12 protein-coding genes are annotated in these 13,965 nt (G+C 70.0%); 4 read left to right on the top strand and 8 right to left on the bottom strand.

Translation table 11 applies throughout. The features are described 5' to 3' along the window. Positions 1 to 57 precede the first annotated feature (57 nt). Together ABZV34_RS01410 and ABZV34_RS01415 are read left to right on the top strand one after the other, a co-directional pair. Positions 58 to 375: a hypothetical protein gene (locus tag ABZV34_RS01410; RefSeq protein ID WP_356270307.1), complete on the top strand. Its 318-nt coding sequence runs from the start codon at positions 58 to 60 to the stop codon at positions 373 to 375. A gap of 102 nt (positions 376 to 477) precedes the next feature. Further along, on the top strand, positions 478 to 1,626 hold the full coding sequence (locus ABZV34_RS01415) for a C40 family peptidase (RefSeq protein ID WP_356270309.1): 1,149 nt from the start codon (positions 478 to 480) through the stop codon (positions 1,624 to 1,626). Between the two features lie 62 nt (positions 1,627 to 1,688). On the opposite strand, the gene ABZV34_RS01420 is transcribed toward ABZV34_RS01415, so the two are convergent. Then, entirely contained in the window at positions 1,689 to 3,317 is a 1,629-nt protein-coding gene (locus ABZV34_RS01420) for a multicopper oxidase family protein (RefSeq protein WP_356270311.1), read from the bottom strand. A gap of 210 nt (positions 3,318 to 3,527) precedes the next feature. Here ABZV34_RS01420 and ABZV34_RS01425 point away from each other — a divergent pair, with 210 nt between their 5' ends. Together ABZV34_RS01425 and ABZV34_RS01430 are read left to right on the top strand one after the other, a co-directional pair. Then, complete coding sequence (locus ABZV34_RS01425) at positions 3,528 to 3,872, top strand: DUF2283 domain-containing protein (RefSeq protein ID WP_356270313.1); 345 nt, start codon at positions 3,528 to 3,530, stop codon at positions 3,870 to 3,872. 260 nt (positions 3,873 to 4,132) lie between these two features. Beyond that, a complete protein-coding gene (locus ABZV34_RS01430; protein ID WP_356270315.1) occupies positions 4,133 to 4,546 on the top strand; it encodes an Imm10 family immunity protein in 414 nt (137 codons plus the stop codon). Between the two features lie 498 nt (positions 4,547 to 5,044). Here the strand turns inward: ABZV34_RS01430 and ABZV34_RS01435 are convergent, their stop codons facing one another. From ABZV34_RS01435 to ABZV34_RS01465, 7 genes are all read right to left on the bottom strand, one after another. Next, positions 5,045 to 5,767 (bottom strand): GNAT family protein, encoded by a 723-nt coding sequence (locus ABZV34_RS01435; protein WP_356270316.1) that lies wholly within the window; start codon positions 5,765 to 5,767, stop codon positions 5,045 to 5,047. Positions 5,768 to 7,452: 1,685 nt separating this feature from the next. Next, positions 7,453 to 7,683, bottom strand: a complete 231-nt coding sequence (locus tag ABZV34_RS01440) for a hypothetical protein (protein WP_356270318.1) — start codon at positions 7,681 to 7,683, stop codon at positions 7,453 to 7,455. 349 nt (positions 7,684 to 8,032) lie between these two features. After that, complete coding sequence (locus ABZV34_RS01445; RefSeq protein WP_356270320.1) at positions 8,033 to 9,286, bottom strand: styrene monooxygenase/indole monooxygenase family protein; 1,254 nt, start codon at positions 9,284 to 9,286, stop codon at positions 8,033 to 8,035. A gap of 24 nt (positions 9,287 to 9,310) precedes the next feature. Further along, a complete protein-coding gene (locus ABZV34_RS01450) occupies positions 9,311 to 9,934 on the bottom strand; it encodes an ATP/GTP-binding protein (protein ID WP_356270714.1) in 624 nt (207 codons plus the stop codon). 37 nt (positions 9,935 to 9,971) lie between these two features. After that, positions 9,972 to 10,379, bottom strand: coding sequence for a DUF742 domain-containing protein (locus ABZV34_RS01455; RefSeq protein ID WP_356270322.1), 408 nt, complete (start codon positions 10,377 to 10,379; stop codon positions 9,972 to 9,974). Further along, the gene (locus tag ABZV34_RS01460) at positions 10,376 to 10,879 is read right to left on the bottom strand and encodes a roadblock/LC7 domain-containing protein (protein WP_356270324.1); all 504 of its coding nucleotides are present in this window, start codon (positions 10,877 to 10,879) and stop codon (positions 10,376 to 10,378) included. Before ABZV34_RS01460 ends, ABZV34_RS01455 begins: the two co-directional genes overlap by 4 nt. Continuing rightward, positions 10,876 to 13,791, bottom strand: a complete 2,916-nt coding sequence (locus ABZV34_RS01465) for a nitrate- and nitrite sensing domain-containing protein (protein ID WP_356270325.1) — start codon at positions 13,789 to 13,791, stop codon at positions 10,876 to 10,878. The genes ABZV34_RS01460 and ABZV34_RS01465 overlap by 4 nt, the downstream gene beginning before the upstream one ends. Positions 13,792 to 13,965 lie beyond the last annotated feature (174 nt).

Genomic DNA, 13,965 nt, shown 5'->3' on the forward strand with positions numbered 1-13,965 from the left:
GACCCGCACCGACCCGCAATGGGCGCCCCCGAGCGGCGCGTTTGTGACACTGGTGCGGTGAAGAGCCAAGACACCCCCTTCGAGGGCGGCCCGCTGGACGGGCGTGTGCTGCCCGTCCTGCTCGGTCTGACCGGACACCCGCCGAAGGTGTACCGCGTACCGGTACCGGACGCGGCCGGCGGCCCGCCGACCGTCCTCGTCTACCGCCGCGTCCAGGCGGGCCGGAGCAGGCGCCTGGGACTGCACCAGGGATGGAAGTACGCGTTCGACCCCGAGGGCCGCGCGGGCCACGCGCCCGGCGGACCGAGGTGGCCGTGGTCCGGGCCGCGCGCCGGGGGCGGTGACGCCACGCCGGAGTCCCACGCCGACGAGTGACCTTCTTGGGCCGAACCGGTCACCGGGCGCGCACGCGGGACGCGCGCGCCCGATCCTGCCGGTGCGAGGTGGACGTACCACCGCCGCACCGGAGGTGATGAAGTGTCAGGACGCATCCTGCGCCTGGTCTGTACGGTCGCGGTGGCGACCGGGGCGCTGCTCGCGCCCGTACCCGCCGCGGCCGCCCCGGACCCGGGGCCCTCGGCGTCCGCGGGGGCCGGCGCGGGCGGCCCCGAAGTGCGGTCCGCGGCGCGTTTGCTGACGACCCTCCAGCAGCGCTACCGGGAGGCCGAGCGCGCCACCGAGACGTACAACGCGACCGTGGAGAAGCTCGGGAGACAGCGGGCCGAGGTCGCCAGGCTCGACGCGAGACTCGCCGGCGCCCGCCTCTCCCTGCACGACAGCCGCGGCGCGGCGGGCCGGCTGGCCCGGCAGCAGTACCAGAGCAGCAGCGGGATCTCCTCGTACCTGCGGCTGCTGCTCACCCGTGATCCGCAGCGCGCGATGAACGAGGGACAGGTGATCAGGCAGCTGTCCCGGGAGCGGGTCAAGGCCGTGGACCGGCTGGCCGGGAGCGAGCGGCACACCGACGGGCTGGCGCGGCGGGCGCGCGAGGCACTGGACGGCCGGCTCACCCTCGCCGCGCGGCAGAAGAAGGAACGCGACGAGGTCCGTGCCCGGCTGAAGGACGTCGAGAGACTGCTCGCCTCGCTCACCGCGCGGCAGCTCGCCGAACTCGACGCGCTGGAGAAGCGGGGGACGGAAGCGGCCCAGCGGAAACTGGTGACATCGGGGGCGCTGAGCGGCGTACGGGCCCCCTCGCCGCGGGGTCAGGCGGCGGTGGACTACGCCGTGAAGCAGCTCGGGAAGCCGTACCGATGGGGTGCCGAGGGACCTGGGGCGTACGACTGTTCGGGGCTCACCTCACAGGCCTGGGACCACGCCGGGCAGCCCATTCCGCGCACCAGCCAGGAACAGTGGGCGCGGCTGCCCCGGATCCCCCTGACCGAGCTGCGCCCCGGCGACCTGGTCGTCTACTTCCCCGAGGCCACCCACGTCGCCATGTACATGGGGGACGGCATGGTCGTACAGGCGCCGCGGCCCGGGACGAGGATCAAGATTTCACCGATCGCCGCCAACCCGGTCCTGGGCGCCGTACGGCCGGACCCCGCCGGGAAGCCCGTCCGGCAGGACACCCCGCCGGCGCTCCCCCCGGGGGCGGCCGACGGACCGGAAGGGAACGACCGGTAGGGGCCGTCGTCCTGCCCGGCGGGAGCGCGGCGTCCCGTCCGGCAGGGCACGGCGTCCGGCTCTCACCTGCGATAGCCGAGGAGGGTCATCATGCCGGACTCGGAGTGGTACTGGTTGTGGCAGTGGAGCATCCACAGTCCCGGGTTGTCGGCGTAGAAGTCGACGACGATCTTGCGGTGCGGCAGGACCACAGCGGTGTCCTTGCGTGCTCCGACCGCGCCGAGGCCGGTGAGGGCGAACGTGTGGCCGTGCAGGTGCAGGGGGTGCCACATGTTGGTGGCGTTGATGAGGGACAGGCGGATCCGTTCGCCCTCGCGGATCGGATGACGGCGTTCGAGGGAGTAGGGCTCGTGGTCGAAGGCCCAGTCGAACCTCCGCATCCCGCCGGTCAGCTTGACGCGCAGCCGGCGGTCCGGACGGGAGTCGTTGAGCGCCACGGACTCGTGCGGCCGCATCCGTCGGGCCGGCACCACCTCGCCGTCGAGTTCGCGCGGGTGCACGGCGGGCTGGGGCAGGGTCCCGGTTGAGGTGCGCAGGACCGCCAGGGCCCGGGCGTTCTTGCCCTCGGCCAGCGCGACCAGCGGGAACATCCCGTCCTGGGCGGTGATCAGCACGTCGTAGCGTTCGGCCATGCCGATCAGCAGCGCGTCCGTCGTCGTGTGCTCGACCGGATAGCCGTCCGTGTGGGTCACCGTCATCCGGTGTCCGCCCAGCGCCACCCGGAAGGCCGTGTCGCCCCCGGCGTTGATGATCCGCAGCCGGATGCGGTCCCCGGGGCGGGCCCGGAAGACCGAAGGGGCCTGCGGGATGCGGCCGTTGACCAGGTAGTACGGGTAGTCGACGTTGCCGCCCTCGCTGCGCAGGATGCGGCTGTGCGAGCCCCGCAGGATGCGCGAGGGGCCGGTGGAGTGGTCATGGCCCGACGACTGCGCGCCGGCCGCCGCGTCATGGCCGGACCCGCTGTGCGCACCGCCCTCTCCCATGTCCATCGGCGCGCCCCTGCCGCCGCGCAGCTGGGAGAGCACTCCGTCCGGGGTGGAGCCGCCCACGCCGTCCACCCAGTCGTCCAGGACGACGACCCACTCCTGGTCGTAGGCCAGGGGCTCCCTGGGGTCCTCGACGATCAGGGGCGCGTACAGACCCCGGTCGAGCTGCATGCCGGAGTGCGAGTGCAGCCAGTAGGTGCCCGCGTGCGCCATGGCGAAGCGGTAGGTGAAGTCCGCGCCGGGCTTGATGGAGTTCTGGGTCAGTCCCGGCACGCCGTCCATGTCGCAGCGCATCCGGACCCCGTGCGAGTGCAGCGTCGTCTCCACCGGCAGGTGGTTGGCGACCGTGAGGGCGAGGATGTCCCCCTTGGTGACCCGGACCTCCTTGCCGGGCAGCGCGTCGCCGTACGCCCAGGACCTGACGGTGCGTCCGCCCAGGTCGAGGGAGGTCTCGGCGGCGGTGAGCCGGAACTCCCGCACGGGTCCGGTGCCTCGTCTGCGCTCGGCGGCGAGGACCTCGGGATCGGAGGGGTTCACAAAGCCGTCGGGTCCCCGGGGGACGAAGCCGCCGCCCCCGCCGCCGGCGGCCCCGGCCCCCGAGCGCGGGCCGGGCCCCGAGTCGGAGCCGGAGCAGCCTGCCAGGACTCCCGAGCCGACGGCCACGATCGAGGCACCCAGCACGGTGCGCCGCTTATATGTGTGCATGGATGAATAACACACGTCTTGTCCGCATGTGTGTGAGAACTGGAGCGGCGTGTCCTGGCACCAGGGTGGTGAAGAATCGTTACTTCCCGGGCCCTCGCGGGCGCCGGCGCTCCTCGGAGGAGCGCCGCGAACCGCCCGGCCGAGCACGCTCGGCCCACACCGGGACGGGAATCAGGCCCCCGCGACCGCCGCGAGATACGCCTCCGTCTGGTGGAACTCAGCTACGACCTTGACGCTGACGCGATGTACCTGCATGCCACCGACGTACCTGTAGCTCGAACCGTCGAGGTCGACAGCGGCACGATGGTGGACGTAGCTGATGACGGCAGCGTTGTAGGCATCGAGATCGTCACGCCAGCGCGCAACTGGCCTATTGATCGACTCCTTGCAGAGTTCGACATCTCGGCCGAGGCAACGACTCTGCTCCGGTCCCTCTACCAGAACGCATCTCCCGAAGCTTTCACCGCCTCCGGCTCCGGCTCCGGCAGTGCCGTGATCCTCCCATTCCGTGATGTGCGGACGACAAACAGCGGATCGGTTGCCGTAGCCCTGTGACATCTGTCTGACACCAACAGCTGACACCAACAGGGGCGGACAGCAGCGGTCACTGCCGAACCCCCGCAGACCAGTCACCTCAGGTCGACAGCCGATCAACCCAGTACTACGAAGCACCGTGACCGACCTGATAAGGATGAGGCCATAGCGCCATACAACTGGGGCGGTGCACCTAGCAAAGGTGGCCCCGCTCCCGTTGTCTCGTCTGGGGTCCCCCCGAGTGATCGAGACCGTCAGCCCCGAGTGCTAGAAACACCCGCATGGCGTACAGATTCACGGCGCAGATTGCTTGCGGGTTCGATGATCCGGATCAAGACGACTGCGTGATGGCGGGTGTGGCCGAGTCGGACGACGAGGAGGGGTTCTCCCTGTTGTTCATGTGCGACTTCGAGGAGCCCGACGCACAGGAAGCGTCATTGGGGATGGACACCCACTGTCTTGTCACGCCGCACCAGGGCACCGCATATGGCTGTGTGCGTGAGGTGGAACTGGACGGAGATGTGCTTCGGGTGACGTTGGCCCCTTCGTCGCTGGCTGCGCTCGGCTTGGCCGACCCCATCGTCGAGGCCTTGCTGCGGGCGCCGGCGGTCGACGTGGCACGCATGCGCGACGTGCTGCCGCGCATCCTGGCGTACGGGCGTCCAAGTACCCACCCCAGGCTGATCAACCTGTAGCGAGTACAGCAGCGCAGTACAGCAACCCCAGCAAGCGGGCCCGACCGGTAGCAACCTCGAAGAGCCGCGTCAGGACCGGTATGACCACCAACAGCCGCTCCGCATAGAGCTACGGATCAGAAGGTTGCGGCCGTGGGTATCCACCACGGCCGCACCGTAAACGCACCAGATCCAGCGGGGAACAGCGGGGAATCACGGTAAAAGAAGCTCAGTCGGGCAGAGCCACGATCCGACCGTTCGCCCAGGTCAGCGCCTGGACCGCCTCCGAAGCTGGTCAGAGGGTAATGGCGTGATCGACGCTGGTCCTCTGTCGTGTTCGGGGGCCACATGGAGATGATCGCGCCAGCGCGTCGGCTTGGGTGTTTGTGGCGGGATGCCCTCGGGTGCGCTTCGAACTGTCGCGTCTTCACCACGGCCGTAGGAAGGCGGCTTGAACCAGGCGAACGTCGATGTCTCGTCGTCTCCTAAAGCCCCTCAGTTGCCGACCGAGCACTGCGATCACTCGCTCGACACTGTCGGCCTGGTGCCGCGGCAGCGGGAGGTCGGCCTCATGGTCGTATGGCGCAGCCAGCGGGCGTCAATTTCACGGCCGTTCGGCAGGGTGTGACGTGGCGGCCCGTCGTCCGCGACGAAGCCAGCGTTCGCCAGCGCCCGCGCGCTCGCGGTGTTCATCGGCTCGTGTCCTGCCCGAACCGTCTGAAGCCCCAGGTGGGCATGGCCGAGGAGCGCGGCGGCTCCGAACAGCTCCGCGCCGAGCCCCTGGCCACGCGCATGAGGGACCAGCCACCCACCGATCTGCCCGGTGCCGGCATCCAGACCCGTGGCCCCGGCGTATCTGCCGTCATCCACGCGCACAGCGATCAACATCTCACCCTGGTCCGGACGAGGTTCGAAGGCACCGGCCAGCAGGCGCTGGGCCGCCGGGGACGAAAGACGGGAGTCGGGGTCACCCGGATGAAGCTGAAGCACGGCACCGCGAACCTGCGCGCTCACAACGTCTTTGTCCCACCCGAGCCATCGTTGAGCCTCAGGATCCGAAGCGGCAGCCATGGCTGCCACGAGGTCCTGCGTGGTCTCCGGGGTGTAAAGCAGGAGACGCTCCGTGCGCAGGGTGTGTCGCCGATGCCCGCATACGCCGGGATGGGGGAGCTTGGGCGTCGCCCGCCCGCGACGCAATCGTGACCAGACCATGTGCCCCCCTTGACGAACCCCACGGCCCATTGGGCCAGGTGCGACGATGGCCGGATCCTACTGCGCCCGACACGGGCTTCCCTCGCCCGGGCTCAACTTGAGCGGACGCGATCACACCACGGTTTCACCGTGTCATGACATCGTGCTCGCGACGAGGCCCCCGGGCCATAGGTGCTTCACGCGCTGCTCAGGAAGAGCGCGCGTGAGTTGCGCGACCTCGTGTGGGCCCTCGAAGGGAAGATTCTGGCAAGGGCCAGGGCCATCCCGGCTGACAGCCTGGACGTGCCATGGTGGCAAGGTCAGCTCTAGGACCATGGGCGGCCGTCTCCGTTTCCGTCTCATTCAGCCCCGTTCACTCCCGTCCAGGCACCGACCATGGCCATCGGCGCCTGTCACCTTCCGTCCGGCAGCCTGTATGACCGCTGATGACCGATCTCTGTAGAGCTACGGATCAGAAGGCGGCCCGAAGGTCCGGACAGCAAGAGAGTCCCTCGCTGATCTAGCGAAGGACTCTCTCAGACATCAGGAGAAGGAGCAGGTCAGAACGCTTCTTTTGACGGCGTGATCGGCTCGCCCGACTTACGTACTACAGGCAGAACACTCCACGCTCTTGCCCCCCTCGTGAAGACTTCAACGCACGCGGGTTAATCTCCCCGCGGAGGGGTGCTATGACTTCGTGGATCATGTTGGCCTGTGGGGGCTTGTTGGCGTCCTTGGGGTTGCTGACTTTGAGTGGTCGGCGTGGAGCGCGGTACAGGCATCCCCAGAAGGCTGGTTGGGGTTTCATCCTGTTCGGTGCCGGTTTCGCCTTGGACGGAGTGCCGAGGCCGGTCGGGTGGTCCTTCGGAGTGGGCTCGGGCCTCGCCGGCGTGGCCATGATTCTCATCGTGAGCGGCGCGGTGCTTCAGTTCCTCGGCGGCCCAACACCAAGGGCGGCCCGATTCCTGACATCAATGGCTGACACCAACGAGCCCGAACCGCGGCGGGCAGCGGCGAACGGCAGCGGTTGGCCGACCGTGGGAGATCAGGGCGAGGCCACTGGCGATGATGGCCCACGATTGACCTGATAAAGATGAGCACGGACCTCAAAGCCCTGGCCGTGTAAGGGTGCCGTCCGCACTGGCGATCGACGCTCCGCCTTGACTCGGTCACTGAGACTCCGCCGACCGCGAGAGCCCCGCGCCCCAGGGCAGCTCCCGCCCAAAGTCTCGCAGCCAACCCCTCACCTCGTCGACCGCAGGCCGGTCCCCCGCAGTTTCGACGACCTGGACGTTCGTCTGCACCCCGCAGCTATGATCTGTCTTCCGATCCTGGGGGGCTCTTGATCCACTGTTCGAGTTCCGAGACTCTGCACAACGGTCATTGCGTGGCGAACGGCTGGTCGACGTCTGCGTCTCTTCAGTTCATTCTCATCGGCGGTGCGGTGGTGGTGGTGGGAGGCGTAGCTCTCCGGAGGCGGTACCGACAAGCTCCTTCTCAGCCAATGCCTGAGTGGGGGGACACTCACGGTCGCCAAGCGGCACAGTGGACCATCAACAAGGTGGCGCCGTACTTCTTGCTGTTCTTCGGTGCCGTTTTCCTGCTTGCTGGTGTCTCCACCTTGATCGCCTACCTGACGGGTCACATGGACTGACTGGCAGGCCCAGCTGATCAGGGAACCATCTCGTACCAAAATGGGCGGGGAGCCGCGGTATGGCGCTAACGCCAAGGGCGAGTCACCGAGATCGCTTGGCGGCGTTTGCCCGATAGCGTTCCAGTACGCCAATGGACAGTGCCAATGTTGCCATCAGCCCGAACACGATCGCGCTCGAACCACCGCTGTGCTCTCGCTCCCAGATACGGAATCCGACCAGCAGGACAACGACGCCGAACAGCACGACCTGTATCCACCTGATGGCCACGGCCCGCTGGCCGTGGCCATCAGCGTTGCTGTCTCTTTTGCGCACCGGGGCTCCTCTGCTTCTTCAGTGCGCCGACTGTACTGGTAGCGGAAGCCATCGAAACGACCCAACCCGGTGAACCTTCGCGGTCACAGCACTAGCCAACCGGTCATGCCCCTCCCGGAGGCATCGTGCGGTCCGATTCCGAGGTCTGCCCAGATGGCTCGCTAACCGCCAACCTGCTGGTCACCAACGGTTTTGGTCACCAGCGGGGCCGCTAACGTTAGCGACCATTGCCGCTAACGCTATCGGCTGCTCGGGACCCGGCGCCGGGCCGCCTGTGGGCCGTCCGAGGGTGGCCGACGTCGACAGATGACGACAGGTGCCGACAGCCCGACCGCAGGTCAGCTACGGGTCAGACCCCCGCGACCGCCGCGAGATACGCCTCCGTCTTCTCCGGCTCATAGAAGAAGTTCTCGAAGTCCGCCGGGTTGTCGAACCCGTTGGCGAAGCGGTCGGCGACCGGCTCGAGTTGGGTGCCGGCGCCGATCAGCTTGAGGACGTGCTCCGGCGGGACGCCCAGCATGGCGTTCGTCCACTTCGTCACGTGCTGGGCGGTGTCCCAGTAGCGGTCGAAGGTGGAACGCATCCAGGCCTCGTCGAACTCCTTCTCGCCGTGCTCCAGGATCGAGCCGAGGTACGCCGCCGCGCACTTCGAGGCGGAGTTGGAGCCCTGGCCGGTGATCGGGTCGTTCGCCACGACCACGTCGGCCACACCCAGGACCAGGCCGCCGCCGGGGAGTCGGCCGACCGGGTTGCGGACGGTGGGGGCGTAACGGCCGGACAGTGTCGCGTTGGCGTCGGTCAGCTCGACCTTGGTGGCGCGCGCGTACTCCCACGGCACGAACCGCTCCATCAGCTCCAGCGTCAGGGAGAGGTGCTCGGCCGGGTCCTTGACGCCGTTGAAGACGTCGGCCGGCCCCCCGGGCACGCCCTCCCAGAAGAGGATGTCCGCGCGGCCGGAGGTGGTGAGCGTCGGCATGACGAACAGCTCACCGACACCGGGGACCAGGTTGCAGCGGACCGCGTCGTAGTCCGGGTGCTCCGGGCGGGGACCGAGACCGTGCACATAGGCGACGGCGAGTGCCCGCTGCGGCTGCGCGTACGGCGAACGGGAGGCGTCCCGGCCGAACATGGACACCAGTTCGCCCTTGCCCGCGGAGACCAGCACGAGGTCGTACGTACGGGCGAAGTAGTCCAGGTCGGATACCGCCGCGCCATGTATCACCAGCTGGCCGCCGCGCTGGGCGAACGTCTCCATCCAGCCGGCCATCTTCACCCGCTGGTCGACCGACTGGGCGTAGCCGTCGAGCCTGCCGACCCAGTCGATCGCGCGCTGCGAGGGACCCGGGTCGAAGGAGCCGGGGGCGGCGACCGAGACGCCGAGACCCTCGATCCTCGGGGCCTGCGACTCCCAGAAGTTCAGCTGGAGATCGCGCTCGTGCTGGAGTGCCGTGTGGAACATGCACTGCGTCGACATGACCCGGCCCGTACGGATCTCGTCCGCCGTCCGGTTCGACATCAGGGTGACCTCGTACCCGTTCGACTGGAGGCCGAGGGCGAGCTGGAGTCCGGACTGGCCGGCTCCGACGACGAGTATCTTCCGCATGGGCGTCCTTACTCTGCGTACGTCTTATTCGGAGCTCACGTCGAGCGCGTGCCCCACCAGCGCGAGGAGCGTCTCGACGGCCGAGATCCGACGCCTGGCATCCATGATCATGACAGGTATGTGTGGAGGCACCGTGAGGGCCTCACGCACGTCTGTGGCGTCGAACGGCTCGCTGCCGTCGAAGTGGTTGACCGCGACGACGTAGGGAAGTCCGCAGCTCTCGAAGTAGTCGAGCGCCGGGAAGCAGTCCTTGAGGCGGCGGGTGTCGGCCAGGACCACCGCGCCGATCGCGCCGCGCACCAGGTCGTCCCACATGAACCAGAAGCGCTGCTGCCCCGGTGTGCCGAAGAGGTAGAGCACCAGGTCGTCGTCGAGCGTGATGCGGCCGAAGTCCATGGCCACCGTGGTGGTCAGCTTCTCCGGTGTCGCGCTGAGGTCGTCGGTGGCCTCGCTGGCCTGGGTCATCAGCGCCTCCGTCTGGAGGGGCGTGATCTCGGAGACCGCCGTGACCAGCGTGGTCTTGCCCACACCGAAACCGCCGGCGACCACGATCTTGGTGGCGATCGGGGCGCGGCTGCGGTCCGTCTGCCAGGCCTGGAGGTTCTCGTCGGACTCCGGCCCGGGGAGCGGCACCGGGGCGAGCGGCATCGGGGCCGTGGCGGGGAAGGCGGTTCGCGGCGCGCCCTCAGAGACGACGGAGTCCATTGAGCACCCTTTCCAGCAGAGCGCGGTCCGGCTGTCCCGGGCCGTGACCTGTTCCGTACACACGGATCTTTCCCTGGTCCGCCAGGTCGCTCAGGAGCACGCGGACCACGCCCAGCGGCATCCTGAGGAGGGCGGCGATCTCGGCCACCGTACGCATCCGGCGGCAGAGTTCGACGATGGCCCGCATCTCGGGCATCACCCGGGTCTCGAGCGACCCGTTGGCCAGTTCCCGGCGCTCCTCGGGGGCTTCGAGCGCCGCCACGAAGGTCTCGACGAGCAGCACGTGCCCGAAGCGGGTCCGGCCACCGGTGAGCGAGTAGGGGCGGACCCGGGCGGGTTTGCGGTCGCCGCCGCGTATGGGGAGCCTGGGTGCGGAGGAAGAACTCACTGGGTACTCCCCGTCGGCTCGGCTTCCAGTGACTGGCGCAGTTCGCTGCGGAGTTCGGGGGTCAGCACATGGCCGGCGCGGCCGACGAAGAGCGCCATGTGGTACGCCACCACGCTCATGTCGCAGTCCGGGGCGCCGTGCACACCGAGCAGCGAACCGTCGCTGATCGACATCACGAAGAGACTGCCGTCGTCCATCGCGACCATGGTCTGTTTGACACCGCCCGCCTCCATCAGCTTCGCGGCGCCGATGGTCAGGCTGCCGATGCCGGAGACGATGGTGGCGAGGTCCGCGGCGGACCCCTTGGGGCCCGTGGGGCGCTGCTCCGTCCCGGTGCGGGCTTCCGCGTTCCTCCCGGGGTCGGAGGAGAGCAGCAGCAGACCGTCGGAGGAGACGACCGCGACCGACAGGAGTCCCGGCACCTCCTCGACGAGGTTGGTCAGCAGCCAGTGCAGATTGCGGGCTTCGCTGCTCAGGCCGAAGGTACTGGGCGCGGTCAACTGCTTGCCTCCTCGACTGTGCCCCCCGATGCGTCCACCGCGTCCGGTGCCCGGTGCGGCGCGGTGGCCGGGCCGTCCGGCGCGCCGGGGGTACGTGTCTGTGCCGTCTGTTCGGAGATCTCCGCCTCGACGTCGCGGCGGCCCTCCGTCGCACCCCGGTGGAAGCCGCCCAGTCTGCGCCGCAGCGCCTCGGCGTCCACTCCGCCGGTACGCGCCCGGGGGGCAGGCGCGGGGGCGGAGATCTTCGGTGTGCGCTTGGGCAGGCCCTTGTCGGTGACCCGCTCCGGCTCGTCGTCCGGTACGCGGTCGTGGACGTCGGGTCCGATGGCGTAGGGGTCGGTGGCGGGCCGGGGGGCGGGCACGGTGGGCTGGGCGGGGGCCGCCGCGGCTGCGCGGGATCCGTCCGCCGCCGTCGCGGGCCCGTCCGGCGGCGCCGTCACCCGTCCGGCGGCGGGCGTCGTCGGTCCGTCCGGCGACGCCATCGGTCCGCCCGTCCACGTGACCGGGCCGCGTGGCGGCGGTACCGGCGCGTCGGCCGGCGGCACCGGCGCCAGGAGTTCCATCGTGGTCTCGGAGGCCGACGGACCGGGTACGGGCGCGTCCTGCGCGCCGGCGTCCCGTACGGCCTCCTCCGCCGCGGCTATCAAGGGGTCCTCGTCCCCGGCCACGGCGGCGGGCACGGTCGCCCCGAGGGCCGACCGTCCGCGCAGGACGTTGGAGTTGACCTCGGCGGCGGCCCCCGGAAGGGTCACCGTGGGGGCGGCGCCCGGAACGGGGGCGGTCGAGGGGACCGTGCCGGCGGGGGACGCGGACAGCAGCGTCTTCGGGAGGACGACCACCGCGGCGGTCCCGCCCTGCTTCTGCTCGCGCAGCTGTACCCGTACGCCGTGCCGGTGGGCGAGCCGCGCCACCACGTACAGACCGAGTCCGAGCCCCTCGCCGCTCTCCTGGTCGTAGGTGTCGTCCGGGTCGAACGCGGAGAGGCGGGCGTTGAGCTGGGTCATCCGCTGGGCCGCCATGCCGATGCCCTCGTCCTGCACGGAGAGCATCACCTCGCCGTTCTCCAGGAGCCAGCCGGAGACCTCGACGGGGAGGTCGGGCGGCGAGAACGACGAGGCGTTCTCCATGAGTTCGGCCAGAAGGTGCGAGAGGTCGTCCGCGGCGTAGCCGACGAGATGGGCGTGCGGCGGCAGGGCGGCGATACGGACCCGCTCGTACCGCTCGATCTCGCTGACCGCGGCGCGCACGACGTCGACGAGCGGGACCGGGCCCGTGTGGTGCTGGACGTGCTCGTGCCCGGCGAGGACCAGCAGGTTCTCGCTGTGGCGCCGCATGACGGTGGCGAAGTGGTCCAGCTTGAAGAGCGTGCCCAGCCGCTCCGGGTCCTGCTCGCGCTCCTCCAGCCCCTCGATGACGCCGAGTTGCCGTTCGACCAGACCGAGGGTGCGCAGGGCGAGATTGACGAAGGTCCCGTGGATGGTGCCGCGCACCTGCTCCAAGTGGGAGGCGGCCTCAGCGAGTTCGGCCCGCAGCCGGTCGCGTTCGTCGGCCATCAGCCGGCGCTGCCCGACGAGGTGCTTGCGGTCCGTCTCGAGAGGTGTGAGCCGCTCGTGCAGCCCCGCGGCGTGCGCGTGCAGCGCGTTGACGGAGCGGACGACCTGGGCGAACTCGTCGTTGCGGCCGGTGAACCTGACCGGTTCCCCGGCCCCCGGGTCGGCGGCGAGGCGGGCCGATCCGATCCGCAGCACGGCCAGCGGGCGGGTGAGCGTACGGGCCATCGCCATCGAGACGCCGACCGTGACCAGCAGCAGGGCTCCGATCAGGGCGATCCGGACCTCCAGCGCGGTGACGTCGTCGTCCCGCAGCAGTTCGAGGCCCTTGGTGCGGTGCTCGAAGAGGGAGGCCTCCGCGCCGCGCATCAGCTCGACCCGGGCGGAGAGCGCGGCGTCCACCTTCTTCGCGCTGGTGTCGAGCTCGTCGTCGGAGAACGTCGGCTGGTCGGTGAGACCGGCGAGGTACTTGTCGGCGGTGGTGACGTCCGGGCCGGTGACCGTCGAGTCGTAGGAGGCCTTGGCGGCCTTGGGCGCGGTCTCGCGGAAGTCGGCGAGGGCCGCGTCCGAGCGCAGTCCGGCCCGCTGGGCGGCGGCGCTGAGCGCGTCGCGCTGCTTGGTGCCGCTGGCCGAAGAGCTGCTCGTGGTGGTCGGCAGCCCGGTGAGCGGGTCGATGACCGTCCGGGTGGTGCGCGGGATGCCGAGAGCGGCGAGGAGCAGCCCGCGGGCGGCGGCCGACTGCTGGACGGCGGAGTCGAGCTCGGCGAAGGAGTGCGCACCGGCACCGGCCCGGGGCGGCAGCCGCTCGGCCAGGTCCTCGGCGAGGCCGTGCAGTCCGGTGATGACGGCGGAGTAGGCCTCGTGGGTCTCGAGAGCGTCGCTCTTGCCGGTGAGCGCCGCTCTGCGGACCGCGCCGATGCCGTCCAGGTCGGTCAGCAGCACGGCGGGCGCGTCCTCGTCCGCCCGCAGCTCCGTGACCTGTCGGTCGACCCGGGCGCTGCGCTGCTCGGAGGGGGCCTTGGACTTGGGGCGGCCCGCGGCGATGTACGTGGTGACGTCGTCGCGCTCGTCGGCCAGCGCGTGGGCGAGCGTCAGCGCCTCCTGGGTCCGCTGCGCGAGCGTCACCAGGTTCTGGGAATCGTTGAGCCGCTCCGAGGCGGCCATGACCGTGGGGGCTCCGGCGCCGGCGATGGCGGCCGCGACGACCGCCACGGCGACGATCAGCCGATTGCGCACGTGAGCGGCGCGGCCCTTGCCCGCGGAGGTGTCCCCCGCGGCCCCCGGCGTGCGTTCCGCGCCCCCCTCGGGGGCCGGCTGCCTGCCTGTGCGCCGAGACCGCATCTTCTGCACCGGTGCTCGCATTCCTGACTCGTGTACCCAAGGGCCCGGGTGACGCTCCGTCGATGAAGGTGTCCGCCCTCCGCACGCCTTCGACTCGGCGTGAGCAGGGGTACCCCCCCATCGGCTCCCGACCCTCCCAGTGCCGGTGGGCGGTGGTCCCGCATCAACTGACCCGCCACCCGAAGGAGTGAACCC

The sequence above is a fragment of the Streptomyces sp. NPDC005195 genome (assembly GCF_040608315.1).
GTDB classification, from domain to species: Bacteria; Actinomycetota; Actinomycetes; order Streptomycetales; family Streptomycetaceae; genus Streptomyces; species Streptomyces kaempferi.